Genomic DNA, 15,946 nt, shown 5'->3' on the forward strand with positions numbered 1-15,946 from the left:
GCAGCCCCGGCCGTTCACGAGCCCACCGTCGTCTCCGCGGGCCGGCGCCACGGACGCGAGGGCCCCTTGCGGGGGGACCGTGTCGGCCGCAGGCCGTGGGCCAGGAAGAACTTCACCGCCGACCGCACGTGGACGCGGGCCATCTGGTTCGTGAGCAGGGCCCGGGGTCCCTTTCCGCGGCTCGCCCGCCCGTAGGTGTGGAAGGCCTCGGCACCCGGGACGACGGCGACCCGGCATCCGGCGTGCCACATGCGCAGGCACCAGTCGACGTCCTCGAAGTACATCCAGTACCGGGTGTCGGGCGGGCCCACCTCCTCCAGTGCCGCCCGGCGGACCATCATGGCGGCTCCGAGGACCCAGTCGGTCTCCACCGGGGCGGCCTCCGGATCGCCGATCGCCCGCTCGACGACTCGGGAAGGTTCGGTGAACTTCCGGAGCGCCGCCCGGCCCCAGGCCGTCCCTCCGACCATCGTGCGGCGGTGCAGGATCGTGGTCGGCCGGTGGAACCGGAAGGCCGAGTCCTGCAGGGCCCCGTCGTCGTAGCGCAGGATCGGTGCGACGAGCCCGAGCGACGGGTCCGCCTCCAACGCCGCGACCAGTTTCTCGACGGTGCCCTCGGCGATGCGCACGTCGGCGTTGATGACCAGCACGTACGGCGCGCTCGTCGCCTGGATGCCTGCGTTGACCGAGACGGCGTATCCCACGTCGTCGGCGAACCCGATGAAGTTCGTCCCGGGCAGGATCGCCCGCACGGCCTCCTCGGTGCCCGGCTGGACCTCGGAGTCGGCCACCACCACCTCGGTCCGGCCCGGATCCGCGACGTCGCGGATGGCGACCAGCGATGCCTCGAGCGCCGGGACGGACTTGTAGTGGGTGACGATGATGGCCACGTGGGCCGTCTCGCCTGCCGTCCTCTGACTCACGCTGCACCTCGCTAGACGGGTTCGGGTTCGAGTCGAACGTCTACCAGACCAACCGCTCCCCGGCACGGTCGGTCATCCCCGCGGGTTACGAGGCGTAGCCAGGGCTGACGTAGGAGAGCCCCGGAGTTCCGAGGAGGGGGCTCGGCGTCGCCGAACCGCCGTCGACCACCTCGTTCCAGGACCCCATCTGGGAACGCAGGACGTACTTGGGGAAGCCCTTGGACGGATTCCGCGCCACGGTCACGTTCTCCGTCGAGATGGGGAACCGGCCGGACTGCCACAGCAGGTAGGCGCTGGTCCTCCCGGAGTCCCGGAGCACGACGTTCCGGAAGTCGAACAGGGTGGGCGCCCGGTCGAGGAACTTCTTCGGGTCGAGGAAGAAGCCCTGGTAGGTGGTGGAACCCTCGAGGCGGTCGACCCGCAGGACGTCCGGGCCGGCCCAGGTCTGCAGGACGTCGGCGTGGTGTCCGGCGTAGGAGCCCCGGACGGTCCCCACCCCGATGTTCTGCAGCTGGACGGTGGCGCCGCGCCGCTGGTCCAGGTTGATCCCCTCGGTCGCGCGGTCACCGGAGAGGCGCAGCCCTTCGACGTGGACGGTGCCGGTCTGGTCCTTGAGGTAGAGGCCGCGGGCGGCACCCTTCGCCGTCTCCCGCGCCTCGATGTGACCGCCGATCAGGACGACGTCGCGCCCGCCGGTGATCGTCAGGCCGTTCACGGTTCGCAGGACCGTGTCGGGCATGTCGATGAGGTAGTCGCGGTCGTTGTCCAGGCGCAGAGTGCTCTTGCTGGCCGACACGCGAACGGTGATGGGGTTGTCGAGCCGCGGCGGTGCCCAGGTGAGCCGGCCGGTCTGGGTGGGACGTGAGTGGCCGGCCGGCACGACCGGCGCATCGGCGGAAGAAGGCTCCCCGCTCGCCAGCGCGGGGGAGGCGCCCGCGTTGCCGGTCGTCGCCTCGACGGCCGATCCGGCCGTCCCCGCCGGGGCGGGGGAGGAGGGAGCGGCCACGGCGCCCGGAGCCACCTGCGTCCCCGTCCCGCCGGGTTCCCCGGAGGTGCCGGCAGCCCCGGAGGTGCCGGCAGCCCCGGAGGTGCCGGCAGCCCCGGACGTGCCGGCAGCCCCGGACGTGCCGGCGGTGTCGGACGCGCCGGCAGGGGCGGCCGCCGGCGCGGCGGGTGCAGCGGGCTGCGAGGGGGTGCCGCCACCCGGAGCGCCGGGGGAGGCCGCGGGCGCCGGGACGACCGGGGCCACGGAGCCGGCGGGCGCCGGGGCGACGGCGGCCGCGGAGCCGGCGGGCGCCGGCGCAGGGACCGGCGCGGGGGCGGGCGCGGTGGGGTGGACGTTCGTCGAGGCGACGTCCGGGAGCGGGATCTCCGCGGCGTCCAGCCGGGCCGTCCGCTGGGGCTCGATCGTCGTCGGCGCGGCGAGCGCCGCCGCAACGGCGCACACGACCAGCACCGCGGTCATCACGGCGAGGGTGTACAGGCGCCGCACGGCATGCGGACGGGCGGTGGATCGGCTCATGGGTCTGCTCCGGCAGGCGAGGGGAAGTCACGTCCATCCAGATCACAATCTGTGATGGAACAGTCCCGTGCAGTGAAGCCTGTTATCGAACGGGTGACAAGACCGTTGCGGTGAGTTCCGCAACTCCGGTTCGGCCGACGGGGCCTGGACCTGCGAGGACCCGTGGCAGACTGCTGCACGTGGGCGGGACGGGTGTGAATGGAGTGGCGGAAGGTGAGCCGCTCATCTCGGTGCTGCTGCCTACCCACAACCGCCGGGAGTCGGTTCTCGCCTCGATCCGTGCGCTCCTCGCCGAGGATCTCGCCGCCTCCGAGGTCGTCGTCGTCGACGACGGCAGCTCCGACGGGACGTGGGAAGCGCTCCAGGCGCTGGCCGCGGAGGACGCCCGGGTGGTGCCCCTGCGCCAGGACAACGCGGGCAAACGGGCCGCCAACGCGGCGGCGGTCGCGCGGGCCCGCGCGCGCGTGCTCCTCTTCCTGGACGACGACGTGCTGCCCGGCCCTGGCCTGCTGGCCGGGCACGTGGCCGCCCACGAGGCGCGGGACGACCTGGTCGTGGTGGGGTACATGCCGACGGTCGTCCCCTCACCGGCGACCGGGGCGGCGTTCGCGACGATCCTCTACGCGCAGGAGTACGAGGGGCGCTGCGCCCGGTACGAGACGGATGCGTCGGACGTCCTGCAGCACCTGTGGATGGGCAACGTCTCCATGACCCGCGCCGGCTACGAGCGGGCGGGTCTGGGCTCGCTCGGCAGCTTCCGCTTCCGGCACGAGGACCGCGCCATCGGCCTGGCATGCGCGGACGCCGGCCTGACCGGGGTGTTCGACCGCCGTCTGGGAGCCACCCACCAGCACTCCCGGACGATCCGGCAGTTCGTCCGCGACTCCGTGGAGCAGGGCTCCGGACGCGCCGCTCTGGCGCTCGCCCATGAGTCCGTCACGGACGCCGAGCTCGACCAGGTGGCGGCCGGCCTGCCCCGGCCCCTGTCCGCGCTCCTGCGGGCCGCCCGGCGGGAACCGGTCCGGCGACCGCTGACGGCGGTGCTCGTCGGCGCCCTCCGGCTCGCCGTCCGGCTCCGGGACCCGCGCCCCGCGGTGGCCGTGGCGAGGGTGCTGCGCCGCTTCGAGCACCAGCACGGCATGCTCCTGGTGGCGGCGTCGTCCGGGGGTCGCTGACGGGGGAGCGGGTGCTGCCCTGTCCGGGTGAAGGGTCTGGTCGACCGGCGCTCCGCCGCCTAAGGTCGGCCCCGGCTGTCGGAGCCGTGCAACGCCGCAGGTAGTCCGTGCGCTCGGCTACCGTGTACGGGGCGGAGTGCGGCGCTCCGGTCGCTCGGCACGCCTGCAGGGCTGGCGGCAGCCCACTTACGCCGCCGAAGGAGGCCGGTCATCGCTACGAGATCCAACCACCACGTCCTGGGAACCGCGCTGCGCAGATTCGGTCTGGTGGCGCTGGTGATCGGGATCGGTTTCGCGGTCGTCGCCACGACGTGGCTGCAGACGGTCTCGACCTCGTCCTACACCGCGGAAGCGGCCCTGATCGTCCCCCTCGAGCCGCCGCTTCCCGACGACGCGGTCGTGACGGTGCCGGACCCGCGGCCCTCGAGCCCCTACGACGCCGAGCGCACCGCCAGGAACTACGCCGTCCTCCTCACCCAGGACCGGCAGTTCCTGGAGGCCCTCAGCGCGCAGACCGGGATCCCGGTGGACGAGCTGGTGGAGAACAGCGACGCGGTGAATCTCCCGAGCAGCGCGGTGGTCCGGGTGACCTACACCTCGTCCGACGAGCTCGAGGTCCGCTCCTACTTCGACGCGCTGGCCGACGTGCTCGTCGCACCGGTCAGCCCGAGCCCCAACCTGCCCGCCGGGACCCTGCTGCCGCTGCGGCTCCCCGAGACGATCGAGGAGCAGCCCGGCCTCTCGCCGGCTGCCCCGTACATCGGTGCCGCGGCCGGCCTCCTGCTGGGCCTCGCCACGGCGGTGCTGCTCGAGCGGCTGCTCACCCAGGTGCGGTCGGCCGCGGACATCCGGGCTCTGGTTCCGTGGCCGGTCCTCACCCTGCCCAGGAACGTCTCGCCCGAGCGCTACGAGACCATCGTGCTGCGCGTGCTGGAGAGCGCCCTGTCCGTCGGCGTGGTGGGCATCGTCACCGCGGGCGGAGGCTCGGCCGACGCCTCCGCGCGGTTCGCCGGCCACCTGCGGGAAGCCGAAGCGCGCCTGCGGCAGTCCGGCCGGCTGAACCCCCAGGACGCCCCGGTGTCCTGGCAGCCGCTGGGGCGGATCCCGGACGACGGCAGCAGCGAGCGTGCCCTGCAGGACGCCGACGCGGTCGTCCTCGCGCTGCCGCGGCGCCCGCTGCTGCGGCCGGTGACTCTCGCGATCCAGCGGCTGGAGACGCTCGCCGTCGGTCCGGCCCTCGTCGTCCTGGGCGTGGCCGAGGGGCGCCGCCTCCGGTCGCTCTCGTCGCAGGCGGGGCAGGAAGAGCCGCCGCCGGTCGTCGCGGATGCCGAGGAGCGCGAGACCCAGGCGCAGCTGAGGTGACGACCGCCCCCGGGGCCGAGCGCACTGCGAATCCGGCCGAGCTCCGGGGCGAGAGCCGGCTTCCCGCGCCGGTGATCACCGCCGCCGTGCTGCTGGGCCTCGCGGCCCTCGCGTTCATCGTGGGAGCGTCCGCGGCCACCAAGCCGTTCGCTCCCCTCGCGCTGACCGGCGGTCTGCTGCTCGGGGTGGCCATCTGGTGGCGGCCGTTGGTGGGTGTCGTCGTCGTCGCCGCGATCTCTCCGGCTTTGGCGGGTCTGTCGCGGGGCATCGGCCTGCCAGGGCTGAAGCTGTCCGAACTGCTGGTGATCGTGGCGGCGGCCGCGCTCTTCATCCGCCGGCCGCCACGGTGGCGCCGGACGACCGGGGTCGACTACGCGCTCGCCGCCTTCGCGATCACCTCGGTGGGGTTCGGCCTCTACCACATCACCGTGGGCAACATCCCCCTCCTCGAGGGGAGGAACCTGGGTGACGCCTTCCTCGTCACCGTGCAGCCGACGTTCCTGTTCCTCGCCTGGTGGGCGGCATCCCGCGGTGTGCAGCAGCGGTCCGACGTGTTCGCGGTGTTGCGCTGGGTCCTCTACGTGAGCCTGGTGCCCGCCGTCCTCGGCATCATGCAGTACTTCGACATCCCCGGGATCCGCGACTTCCTCATCGTCCTCACCGGCAACGCCGGGCTGGTGGGCGAATCGGCCGGCGCAGGGGCCGCGGTACCCGAGAGCTTCCGGGTCACCGGCCCCTTCCCGATCTGGCACTCGTTCGGCGGCTACCTGCTGCTCCCCATGGTGACCGCCACGGTGATGCTCCTGCGCGGCGACCGCACCGCTCTCCCGACCAGCCATCTGCTCGTCGTCCTGCTGATCGACGCGGCGGCGCTCGTCCTCGCGGTGACGGTGACCCTCCTGCTGTGGCTGCCGATCGCCGTCATCGTCGCCGCGCTGTTCGCGCGCCGGCTGATCTCCGCGGTCGTCGTCCTCGCCGTCCTGGCGACGATGGCGCTGCTCCTCTTCCCCGAGGCGATCGCCGACCGTGCCGAGCAGCAGACCTCGGAGTCCGCGGTGACGGCAGGGCTGGGAGGGCCGGACATCGGCTTCCTGCAGACCCTGCAGTACCGCTTCCTGGTCTGGGAGCGCGACTACCTCCCCGTGGTCGCCAGTGCGGCTCCGGTGGGCCTGGGTACCGAACGGGTCCCGGGTGCCCTCTTCGACGCCACGGAGAACCAGAACCTGTCCTACCTCCTGCGCGGCGGGATCGGACTGGTCGTCGCAGCGTGGGTGGCGATGGGGGCGATCGCCGTGCGCGCCCTGCGCCACGGGCTCGCGCGGACGAACGTCGCCCGGTCAGGAGCCCTCGCGATCGTCGGGGTCATGTCCTTCCTGCCCGCGGCGGCCCAGGTCTGGCCCTACGTGAGCAACGCCGGCCTGTCCTACGCGCTGGTGCCGATCGCCGGCGCCGTGCTGGCGATCGAGCCACGACGTGCCCGTACCGACCGGTGGGGGGACGCCGAGCCCGATGTGGACGCGTCCCTCGTCCGACCCGGGGTTCCCGCCGCGCAGGCCTGACCCGGCCCGCGTCCGGGGCAGGTCACCCGGCCGGACGGGCGGACCGGCCTTCATTCGCGTCGCCTCCGACGCCGCGCCGCGGCCCCCGGGCGATCGCCTGACGGAGCGCCGCGAGCTGCGACTGCCAGCGGGCCTGCTGGGTGGCGTGGGCGCGGTCGAGCGGTTCGGGGTCGCCCGCCGTCGACAGCGCCCGGCGCAGCGCGTCGGCGACCGCGTCAGCGGTGTTGCTGGTGTGCACGGCGGCGGGGAAGACCTCCCGGAGCACCGGGGTGTCCGACACCACCAGGGCGCGGCGGGCGTAGACCGCTTCGTAGCCGGCGCGCACGACCGACGTCGGCTCCGTGGTCAGGACGAGGAGCACGTCCGCCTCCTCGACCGCCCGGCGGTAGTCCGCGGGACCGAGGAACCCGGTCAGGACGACGTTGGACGGGAGGGACGCCTGCAGGGGCGCCGGGCAGCGTGCAGGGTCCCCGGTGACGTGCACCTCCACGTCGGGGAGCCGGCGGGCGGCGTCCATCACCACGTCGACCGGTTCATCGGATCCGAAGACGCCGACGAAGAGGACCCGCGGGCGCCGCCCGCCGGGATCCGGCCGGCTCGAGACGGTCCACGCCGGCGGGGCCTCGTGGACGACGATGCCGCGGGCGCCCCAGCCCTCGACCACCCGCACCCAGTGCTCGGTGGTCACCATGACGGCGGCGGCGCGGCGTGCCATCGCGCGGTGCACCGGGAGCAGGCGCTGCGACATCGCGTGGTCCTTGGCCCCGAATGACGTCGGGTGGCTGTCGAGCACGACCGGACGCCCGGTGAGCTGGCCGTACACCGTGCTGATCAGGCCCGGCACGACCGGCGGGTTGGTGACGAGGACGGCTCGGGGGCGCCGGACCACCAGGTGCGCCGCGGTCGCCAGCGCGGAGAGGGCGTAGCGCCCGAGGTTGCGGGCCACGCCGGAGGTGAGGCCGGGGTAGTAGACGTGGACGGCCTCGCCACCGAGCGCGGCGGCCATCTCCTCGGCGCGACCGGCGTGCCGCTGCCACGTCACGACGGAGACCGCCGGCCTCCGATCACCCGCGCGGTTGCGCATCGTCCGTCCTCTCGTCGAGGGGGTGCTGCCCCGTCTCCGGCAGGGAGCGCTCCTCCTGCCGGTGCAGTTCCCGCACGACCCCGGAGGGCTCCACCACCAGGCGGCGGGCGGCGAGCGCCAGGAGGGGGCCGTCGACGACGAGGTCGTCGGTGATCGCGCAGTCCAGGGGCGAGCCGAGGACAGCCTGAAGGCGCTCGGCCTTCGCCGCGTGGACGTTCTCGACGTACCCACGGCCGTCGACGAACTCGCTGCCCTGGACCGTCGTGAAGCCCGACAGCTCGCCGAAGAGATCGGCGTACAGCGCCGGGGCGGACGTCGCCAGGACCGTGGGCCCGCGCCACTCCGCCACGAGGCGGGCCACCTCCGGGTTCAGATCCGCGGCGTGGACACGGGACACCCAGGCGTCGATGTCGGCCGGGTGCAACCGCTCACCGACCCGGTGCACGGTCGCCTTCAGCCGCTCGTGCGGTCCGCGGAAGACCTTGCGCGCGACCAAGGCCGACACCAGCCGGGCCGCGGACACGAGCCGCCCCCGGACCACCGACCGGCGCAGGGCCATCCGGACGAAGGAGGGGAAGGTGTTCGACCGCAGCAGCGTGCCGTCCAGGTCGACGGCGAGGACGGGCCGCTCAAGCCGGTGGGGTGGCATCCAGGCTCCAGGGCATGCGGAGGAGGGTCCGGTCGAACAGGCAGTGGTCGGCTCGGACCGGAGGATTGCTCCAGGTCGAGGCGAGGACCGCGGTGCGGACCTCGGCGTCGGGCGCGGTCGCCCGGACTGCGCGGGTGACGCCCGACAGGGTGCGACCGGAGTCGATGGTGTCGTCCACGACGAGGATGCGGCGGGCAGGCGCTGCGGCAGCGCGCAGTTCGTCGGCCTGAGCCGCCGTGAAGTCGACGACGGCGTCCTCGGCCGGCGTGCGACGCAGTCCGTGCTCCCGGAACTCGACCTCCACCCAGCGCAGGATGTCGGCGATCCCCCGGGGGAGCCGGGCCACCAGCGCACCGAGGCGGACCTTCTCCTTCACCCGTGTCGCCGGTCTCTGTGCTCTGACCGCGACGTAGGCCGGGTGACCCAGGCGTGCGAGCATCGCCTCGGCGACGTACGCACCACCGGTCTGGACGCCGACGACGAGATCTGGTCGGAAGGGGTGGACCTCGCCCGCTAGTGCCTCGCACAACCGGCGGAAGTCGTCGGCGTACACGTCGCGGCGGTCTGGGCGTCGCGGCATACCCGGAGAGTAACCATCCCGTCCGAAGGGTGCAGTGATCAAAGTCATGGCCGGAAGACGCGTCCACCTGATCGCGAGTCTCGGCGGTCACCTGGAACTGCTGCATGCGCTCGCCCCCGCGCTGGCCGACCACGACCGGACGTGGACGACCAGCGAGGGCTCGCGGGCCGAGGAACTCCGCCGTTCGGGTGAAACCGTGCGGACGCTGCCTCGCCTGGACCGCGGCAGCGTGCGCATCGCGTCGTTCCTCGCCGGCATCCGGTTGGCGGTGCGCGAGCGGCCGGAACTGGTCATCAGCTCCGGGGCGGGGCTGACCGTGCCCTTCGCCATCACCGCCCGGCTGCTCGGCGCCCGGCTGATCTTCGTCGAGACGATGGCCCGCGTGACGAGCGGCAGCCTGAGCGGGCGCATCCTCTCCCGGCTCGGGGCCGACATGGTCGTGCAGTGGCCCGAGCTGCGACAGGTCTACCCCCGTGCCGCGGTCTGCCGGCCCACGCTGCTCGAGTCCGTCGGTGAGTCACCGGCACCCGACGGGCGGGGGACCTTCGTCACGGTGGGCTCCCACGACGTCCCCTTCGACCGCCTCCTGGAATGGGTGGACGACGCAGCCGACAGGGGCTTGCTGCCGGAGCCCATCACCGTTCAGCAGGGCGTCTCGACCCGGGTCCCGCGACACGGTCGCGCGACGCCGTTCGTCAGCCCGGGTGAGTTCGTCGCCGCGGTACGGGACGCTCGCGTCGTCGTCACCCATGCCGGCGCCGGAGCCATCGCCACGGCGCTGCGGGCCGGGCGGACGCCGTTGGTCATGGCGCGGGAGGCGGCCCGTGGCGAGCACGTCGACGACCACCAGAAGCAGCTGGTGACCAGGCTGGACCAGATGGGCCTCGTGGTGCTCGTCGACGGGCCGCTCACCCCGGAACAGCGCGACCGCGCGTGCCGGCCGGCGACGCTCGATCCGGCGTCCTCCGACGCCTGGCCCAGCGTGACCGAGGTGCTGGCCGACCTGTTGCGGTGACCGCGTCCAGAGCGCCGGTCAGCGGTCCACTCCGTCGTGGAGAAGCCGCCTGCGCGGTCGTGTCGACTCACGGACGGGTCAAACGTCCGGATGCTGAGTGAGATCTCACAACGATGCGTGACGACGACGCACCGCATCCCTGCGCGGACTCTGTGTCCGGGCACGCCCGACGCGCAGGCGCTCCCGTGGGCAGGCAGGTAGTCCGTCGTCACGGCCCGTCATGCAGCGTGGGCAACGCCTCACCAGCGCGTTCCCGACCGGGTGGCAGTTCCCGCCCACCCCGACGACCGTAGGGATCGATCGCACTGGCGCGGTCCGTCGCGGGACAACCGCGGCGCCGCCGGCTGGTACGTCACCTACCTGGATCGATCTCGCAACGCTGCGGCGGGCGGTGACTCGTGCCCGCCCCTGCTCCGAGTGAGGACGTCCATGCCCCCGCTGCTCCGTCGGCGTGCCCGGGAGAGTTCCCGGCGACCGGACCGAGCGTTCGTCGTCACGGGCAACGCCGTCGCCGACCCCGGCGGGCCGGCGGCCGCACCAGTTCCGGAGCCCCGGCCGGGCAGGTCCGGCGTGGACACGACGGTCATCGTCCCCACGTACAACGAAGGCGCGAACGCCGCCGCCCTGGTCGGCCGCCTCGCCGCCGCGCTGCACGGGCGGAGCGCCGAGATCCTGTTCGTCGACGACAGCACCGACGACACCCCCGAGGAGATCGCGCGCGTCGCCGCGCACGCCGGCCTGCCGGTGCGGCTGATCCACCGGGGCGCCGGGGAGCGGGTCGGCGGCCTGTCCGGTGCGGTCACCGCGGGGATCTCCGCCTCTCGCGGTGACTTCGTCGTCGTCATGGACGGCGACCTGCAGCACCCGCCGGAGATGGTGCCCGAGCTCCGCGACGCCGCCGAGGGGGTGGACCTCGCCGTCGCGTCCCGCTACCGAGGGGGTGGGGACGCCTCCGGACTGAGCAACGTCTACCGCCGCGTGATCTCCAGCGGGAGCACGGCCGTCGCCCGGGCGTGCTTCCCGCGCCGGGTCGGCCGGGTGTGCACCGACCCGATGACCGGCTTCTTCTGCCTCCGCCGCGCGGCGGTCGACCCGTCGGCGCTCCGCCCGCGCGGCTTCAAGATCCTGCTCGAGATCCTCGCCCGGCACGACCTGCGGGTGCGGGAACTCCCGTTCACCTTCGGCGAGCGTGCGGCAGGGGAGAGCAAGGCGTCCTGGCGCAACGGGTTCCGCTTCCTCCGTCAGGTGCTGAGCCTGCGGCTGGGCCGGGTGAGCCGGTTCGCGGTGGTCGGGGCCCTCGGCACGGTCGTCAACCTCGCCGTCATGGCCCTGCTGATCAGCGGGCCGCTGCCGGTGAACTACGTCGTGGCGGCCGTCATCGCCGCCGAGGTCTCGATCCTGCACAACTTCCTGCTGCAGGAGCGGTTCGTCTTCCGCGACATGAGCGCCGGCGCCCACGGCCGTGCGCGCCGGCTGGCCCAGCACCTGGTGTTCAACAACGCCGAGGCCCTGGTCCGGCTGCCCTTCCTCGTCCTCCTGGTGGAGATCGTGCACCTCTGGCCGATCCTGGCCCAGGCGCTGACCCTCGCCCTCGCCTTCCTCATCCGGTTCCGCTTCATGTCGCGCGTGGTGTACCGCCCGCGTCGGCAGCAGCCCGCCCCGGCACCCCTCCGAGAGACCGTGGAGGTCTGACCATGGCGATCCTCTCCGGGCTTCTCGTCCTCGTCGCGCTCACCCTGCTCGTCATCTCCGGCACCACGCTGTGGTGGCAGATGCACGCCTGGATGTCCCCGGGCTCCTTCGAGTCCGTCGGCTTCCGGGTGCCCGGGAAGGCGAAGTACTCCTTCAGCCTGATCGTGCCCTGCCGCGAGGAGAGCGAGGAGGTGATGACGTCGACCGTCGAGCGGCTGCTGGCGCAGGACCACCCCGACTTCGAGATCATCTTCTCGGTCGGGCACGACGACGCGAAGCCGATGAGCAACGGCCTGAACACTGTCCAGATCGCCGAGAAGCTGGCCCGGCGGTGGCCGACCCGCGTCCGCGTCTCGATCAACTACGACACGGTCAAGAACAAGCCGCGGCAGCTGAACACCTCGCTGCTGGACTGCACCAAGGACGTCGTCGGCATCATCGACGCGGAGTCGCTCACCCAGCCGGGCCTGCTCCGGCACGTCGACGCGACCTTCCTGGAGACCGACGCGGACGTCGTCCAGGGTGCGGTCCACCTCATGAACTACCGCGATTCCTGGTTCAGCCTCCGCAACTGCATGGAGTACCGGATCTGGTTCCGCTCCCGGCTGCACGGCCACGCGCTCTCCGGCTTCATCCCGCTGGGCGGCAACACCGTCTTCGTGAAGCGGGAGCTGATCGAGCAGGTCGGCGGCTGGGACGGCGACTGCCTCGCGGAGGACTGCGAGATCGGCGTCCGGCTCTCCTGCCTGGGCAAGAAGATCGTCGTCGGCTACGACCCCGCGCTGGCCACCCAGGAGGAGACGCCGGAGCGCATCCCGCAGCTGATCAAGCAGCGGACCCGCTGGGCACTGGGCTTCATGCAGGTGCTGGCCAAGGGCGAGTGGAAGAAGCTCCCGACGCGCTCGCAGCGGTTCCACGCCTGGTGGACGCTCGTCCAGCAGCACGCGGTGGCCTTCTCCGGCGTCGTCCTGCCGCTGGCCATCCTCACCGGGTTCATCGCCAGCGTGCCGCCGCTGGTCGTGCTGATCACCCTCCTGCCGCTCGCGCCGACGATCACCATGCTGGGCTTCGAGATGCTGATCCTGCGCGAGTGGAGCCAGGAGATGGGGCTCGACGCCCGGTTCCGCGACTACGTCCGCCTCGTCGTCTCGCTGCCCTTCTACCAGCTGCTGCTGGCCGTCGCGGTCCTCCGGGCGATCTGGAAGTACGTCACCGGCGACTTCGCCTGGGAGAAGACCGCCCACGCGGGTTCGCACATCACCCCGCAGCTGTCCGTCGTCCGGAACGAGGAGCACGCCGCGTGACCACCGTCCTCGAACGCACCGACGTCGTCGAGCCCGACCGGGTGTCGGCACCGCGCCGCCCGCGCGGCGCGCTGGGTCGCCGCTCCGAACGCCTGATGCTCGGCGTCGGGCTCCTGGTCGTGGGGGTGGCGCACTCGCTCAACCTGGCCGGCTGGCCCCGGTACTGGGACGACGAGGGCACGTACTACTCCCAGGCCTGGTCGGTCGGGAACCTCGGCGCCCTGTCGCCTTACACCTACTGGTACGACCACCCGCCGGCCGGCTGGCTGCAGATGGCGCTGTTCACCTGGCTGCCCGACGCGATACTGGACGGCGCCAACTCCTCGGTGCTCGCCGGCCGGGTCGTCATGGTCGGCTACACGCTGGCGTCGGCGCTGCTCACCTACCTGCTGGCCAGGCGCGTCGGCATGGCCCGCGGCTGGGCGCTGGCCGCGATGCTCCTCTGGGCGGTCAACCCGCTGGTCATCTACGAGGGCCGCCAGGTGTTCCTGGACAACGTCGCCCTGCCGTGGCTGATCGGCGCCTTCCTGCTGGTCCTGAGCAGGAACCGGCACCTGGGCCACTACATGGCCGCCGGGCTCTGCTTCGGCGTCGCGGTGCTGAGCAAGGAGACCACCCTGGTCTTCCTTCCTGCCCTGCTCGTGGCGCTCTGGCAGTCGGCGTACCGCCCGACGCGGCCGTTCGCGGTCATGGGGTTCTCCGCCATCGCGGTGATCTCCGGCTCGATGTACCTGCTGTTCGCGCTGATCCGCAGCGAGCTCTTCCCGGGCCCGGACCACGTCTCGGTCTGGGACGCGCTGGTCTTCCAGCTCGCAGGCCGGGAAGGCTCCGGCTGGCTGCTTGACCCGAACGGCCCGAGCGACGGCGCCTACGACTCCTTCACCGGCTGGCTCCAACTGGACAGCGGGGTGCTGGTGGTCGGCGGCGTCGCGGCGTCGGTGGCCGCGCTCTTCGTCCGCCGGCTCCGGCCGCTGGCGATCGGCGTCCTGGTCGCCGCGCTGGTGGCGCTGCGCCCGGCGGGCTACCTCCCGCAGATGTACGTCGTCGCGGTGCTGCCGTTCGCCGCACTGGTCCTCGTCGGGCTGCTCGACGTCTCCTGGAAGTCGCTCATGCGGGCACGGGCGCTGCCGGTGCGTGCGGTCTCCGGCGCAGCCCTGCTGCTCGTCCTGGCGACGGCCGCGGTGCCGCTCGCGGACTGGCGGTACAACTACGCGGCAGCCTGGACGGCGGACACCAACGACGTCCGCGCCGAGGCGATGGAGTTCGCCGAGAACACCCTGCCCCGCGAGTCGACGGTCGTGACGGACAACGCGTTCTGGAACGACCTCGTGGACGCCGGCTGGGACGCCGAGGACGTCGTGTGGTTCTACAAGGTGGACTCCGACGGCGCCGTCACCGATCAGCTGGGCGGCGACTACACCGGCATCGACTACCTCGTGTGGTCGGCCGCCGCCGCCAAGAACGCCGGCCCGATCGTGCTCGACGCCTACGAGCACAGCGAACTGCTCTGGAGCTCCGGCACGGGCGAGGCCGAGGTGGAGGTCCGCCGCATCCGCTCGCTCGCCGAGCAGGCGGAGATCGAGGCGGCGGAGGCCGAGGCCGAGCGGCAGCGGCTCGAGGCGTTCCTGGCCGCCCCCAGCGCCGAGTACCCCGACCTGACCAACGGGCAGATCGAGGGCATCCTCGTCGACCGCGCCACCATGTCGGTGCCGGAGATGGCCCGCAAGTACGTCACCACCGAGGAGACGATCACCGCCATCCTCGCGGCGGAGGACTGACGGGGATCATTCCTCCAGCGGGGGGCAGCCGCCGAGCGCGTCGTCGGTCAGCATCAACCGGCCCAGCGCGTTCCAGGCGGCGCCGTAGTAGGTGTCGGTGTCCTCGTCGATCCGCGCGGCGTCGGCCAGCTCGCGGCGGGCGCGGTCGTCGTCGCCCACTGCTGTGGCCACCGCGGCCTGGGCGATCGCCGCGACCACCGAGTCGTAGTCGACGATCGGCTGCCCGGCCAGGTCCAGGCGGGCGGCGTCCCCGGCCTGGCGCAGGGGAGCGGCCAGTTCGGCGGCCAGGGCGCGGTCCTCCGGTCGGCAGGACTCGGCGAAGCGCACGGGCAGGCGCGCGGCGTCGTAGCCGTACCGGACCTCGTCCACGCCCCCCAGGATCCCGGCGGTCGGCTGCACCGTGCCGTCCTGGGCGACCTGCGCCCAGTCGGGTGGCAGGGCGCCGTCCTCCAGCAGGGAGGCGGTCACCACCCGGGAGCCGGCGTCCAGCTCGGCCCACCGTGGATCGCCGGACGCCTCGGCGAGGACGGCGGTGGCCGCGGGCGAGGCGTAGCTGGGGTTGTAGGCGTACGGCGCCGCGGTCGCCCAGTCGCCGGCCACCAGCACGCGGCCGGCTGCGGTCTGCACCGTCTCCAGGTCGAGGACGACCCGGCCGAGCTCCACACCTTCGGCGGTGAGCCGGGGGTCGTCGAACGCCTCGCCCGCGACCACCAGGGCGCGGGCTGCGTCCAGGTCGGCGTCCGACGCGGCGGACCGATCGGCGACGGCGCCGTCCGCCCAGCGCCAGCTCAGCAACCCGTCGGGGCGGCGGAGGTTGTCCTCGGTCCACGACCAGACCGCGCGGAAGGTCTCCTGTTCGCCCATCGCCGCGGCGACGAGCATGGCGTAGGCCTGCCCCTCGCTGACGGTGTCGCCGCCCTCGTCGTAGCGGACGACGCGCCCCTCCTCGGTGACGTAGTCGTCGAGGAAGGCCCGGCCGGCGTCCTCCGCGGTCAGCGCGGCCGGAGCGGCCGGCGCGCTCGTCCCGACGGCCGTCCCCTGGTCCGGGTCGGACGGGCTGCAGGCTGCGAGCGGGACCAGCGAGAGGAGGACGGCGGCGGACACACCCCGTGTCGTCCGGATCACAGATGGGCCTCGCTTCCGCGCCGTGCTCGGGGTGCGGCACCCGGTCCAGGTGCGCCGCCGCCGGGGCGGAGGCAGCCGAGGGCGCTGTACGACGATTGTCCTACGTCTCCGGCCGGTCGAGGGTCACCGGCGAGCACGCGCCCTCCCGGCGGTGGACGGCCGACGACCGAGAGTGAGT

Annotated in this window: 13 protein-coding genes; 7 read left to right on the top strand and 6 right to left on the bottom strand. The window is 73.1% G+C overall.

The features are described 5' to 3' along the window. Positions 1–14: 14 nt before the first annotated feature. Both ABDB74_RS01640 and ABDB74_RS01645 read right to left on the bottom strand, forming a co-directional pair. Positions 15–923: a glycosyltransferase family 2 protein gene (locus tag ABDB74_RS01640; RefSeq protein WP_346621266.1), complete on the bottom strand. Its 909-nt coding sequence runs from the start codon at positions 921–923 to the stop codon at positions 15–17. 85 nt (positions 924–1,008) lie between these two features. Continuing rightward, positions 1,009–2,445, bottom strand: a complete 1,437-nt coding sequence (locus ABDB74_RS01645) for a hypothetical protein (protein ID WP_346621267.1) — start codon at positions 2,443–2,445, stop codon at positions 1,009–1,011. A gap of 230 nt (positions 2,446–2,675) precedes the next feature. On the opposite strand from ABDB74_RS01645, the gene ABDB74_RS01650 reads away from it, so the two are divergent. The 3 genes from ABDB74_RS01650 to ABDB74_RS01660 all read left to right on the top strand — a co-directional run bounded on the left by ABDB74_RS01650 (position 2,676) and on the right by ABDB74_RS01660 (position 6,541). Beyond that, positions 2,676–3,620, top strand: coding sequence for a glycosyltransferase family A protein (locus ABDB74_RS01650; RefSeq protein ID WP_346621268.1), 945 nt, complete (start codon positions 2,676–2,678; stop codon positions 3,618–3,620). 267 nt (positions 3,621–3,887) lie between these two features. Further along, the gene (locus ABDB74_RS01655) at positions 3,888–4,982 is read left to right on the top strand and encodes a hypothetical protein (protein WP_346621269.1); all 1,095 of its coding nucleotides are present in this window, start codon (positions 3,888–3,890) and stop codon (positions 4,980–4,982) included. Next, positions 4,979–6,541, top strand: coding sequence for a hypothetical protein (locus tag ABDB74_RS01660; protein WP_346621270.1), 1,563 nt, complete (start codon positions 4,979–4,981; stop codon positions 6,539–6,541). The genes ABDB74_RS01655 and ABDB74_RS01660 overlap by 4 nt, the downstream gene beginning before the upstream one ends. Positions 6,542–6,563: 22 nt before the next feature. On the opposite strand, the gene ABDB74_RS01665 is transcribed toward ABDB74_RS01660, so the two are convergent. The 3 genes from ABDB74_RS01665 to ABDB74_RS01675 are packed head-to-tail and all read right to left on the bottom strand — an operon-like array spanning position 6,564 to position 8,854. After that, entirely contained in the window at positions 6,564–7,625 is a 1,062-nt protein-coding gene (locus tag ABDB74_RS01665) for a glycosyltransferase (RefSeq protein ID WP_346621271.1), read from the bottom strand. Further along, complete coding sequence (locus ABDB74_RS01670; RefSeq protein ID WP_346621272.1) at positions 7,606–8,274, bottom strand: HAD family hydrolase; 669 nt, start codon at positions 8,272–8,274, stop codon at positions 7,606–7,608. The genes ABDB74_RS01665 and ABDB74_RS01670 overlap by 20 nt, the downstream gene beginning before the upstream one ends. Then, entirely contained in the window at positions 8,255–8,854 is a 600-nt protein-coding gene (locus ABDB74_RS01675; protein ID WP_346621273.1) for a phosphoribosyltransferase family protein, read from the bottom strand. Before ABDB74_RS01675 ends, ABDB74_RS01670 begins: the two co-directional genes overlap by 20 nt. Before the next feature lie 34 nt (positions 8,855–8,888). Here ABDB74_RS01675 and ABDB74_RS01680 point away from each other — a divergent pair, with 34 nt between their 5' ends. The 4 genes from ABDB74_RS01680 to ABDB74_RS01695 all read left to right on the top strand — a co-directional run bounded on the left by ABDB74_RS01680 (position 8,889) and on the right by ABDB74_RS01695 (position 14,643). Next, complete coding sequence (locus ABDB74_RS01680) at positions 8,889–9,869, top strand: glycosyltransferase (RefSeq protein ID WP_346621275.1); 981 nt, start codon at positions 8,889–8,891, stop codon at positions 9,867–9,869. Between the two features lie 570 nt (positions 9,870–10,439). Continuing rightward, positions 10,440–11,561, top strand: a complete 1,122-nt coding sequence (locus ABDB74_RS01685; RefSeq protein WP_346621277.1) for a glycosyltransferase family 2 protein — start codon at positions 10,440–10,442, stop codon at positions 11,559–11,561. A 2-nt stretch (positions 11,562–11,563) separates the two neighbouring features. After that, positions 11,564–12,865 (top strand): glycosyltransferase family 2 protein, encoded by a 1,302-nt coding sequence (locus ABDB74_RS01690; protein ID WP_346621278.1) that lies wholly within the window; start codon positions 11,564–11,566, stop codon positions 12,863–12,865. Further along, positions 12,862–14,643, top strand: a complete 1,782-nt coding sequence (locus ABDB74_RS01695; RefSeq protein WP_346621279.1) for a glycosyltransferase family 39 protein — start codon at positions 12,862–12,864, stop codon at positions 14,641–14,643. Before ABDB74_RS01690 ends, ABDB74_RS01695 begins: the two co-directional genes overlap by 4 nt. 6 nt (positions 14,644–14,649) lie before the next feature. On the opposite strand, the gene ABDB74_RS01700 is transcribed toward ABDB74_RS01695, so the two are convergent. Next, positions 14,650–15,747 carry a glycosyl hydrolase family 8 gene (locus ABDB74_RS01700; protein ID WP_346621281.1) on the bottom strand — a complete coding sequence of 366 codons (1,098 nt, stop codon included), beginning with the start codon at positions 15,745–15,747 and terminating at the stop codon, positions 14,650–14,652. Between the last annotated feature and the right edge of the window lie 199 nt (positions 15,748–15,946).

Origin of the sequence: Blastococcus sp. HT6-4, assembly GCF_039679125.1 — a bacterium.
GTDB lineage: Bacteria > Actinomycetota > Actinomycetes > Mycobacteriales > Geodermatophilaceae > Blastococcus > Blastococcus montanus.

What these genes read in the sequence shown, in the direction of transcription:
- ABDB74_RS01645 (WP_346621267.1), bottom strand. Translation starts at nt 2,445, where the DNA reads ATGAGCCGATCCACCGCCCGTCCGCATGCCGTGCGGCGCCTGTACACC.
- ABDB74_RS01665 (WP_346621271.1), bottom strand. Translation starts at nt 7,625, where the DNA reads ATGCGCAACCGCGCGGGTGATCGGAGGCCGGCGGTCTCCGTCGTGACG.
- ABDB74_RS01670 (WP_346621272.1), bottom strand. Translation starts at nt 8,274, where the DNA reads ATGCCACCCCACCGGCTTGAGCGGCCCGTCCTCGCCGTCGACCTGGAC.
- ABDB74_RS01675 (WP_346621273.1), bottom strand. Translation starts at nt 8,854, where the DNA reads ATGCCGCGACGCCCAGACCGCCGCGACGTGTACGCCGACGACTTCCGC.
- ABDB74_RS01690 (WP_346621278.1), top strand. Translation starts at nt 11,564, where the DNA reads ATGGCGATCCTCTCCGGGCTTCTCGTCCTCGTCGCGCTCACCCTGCTC.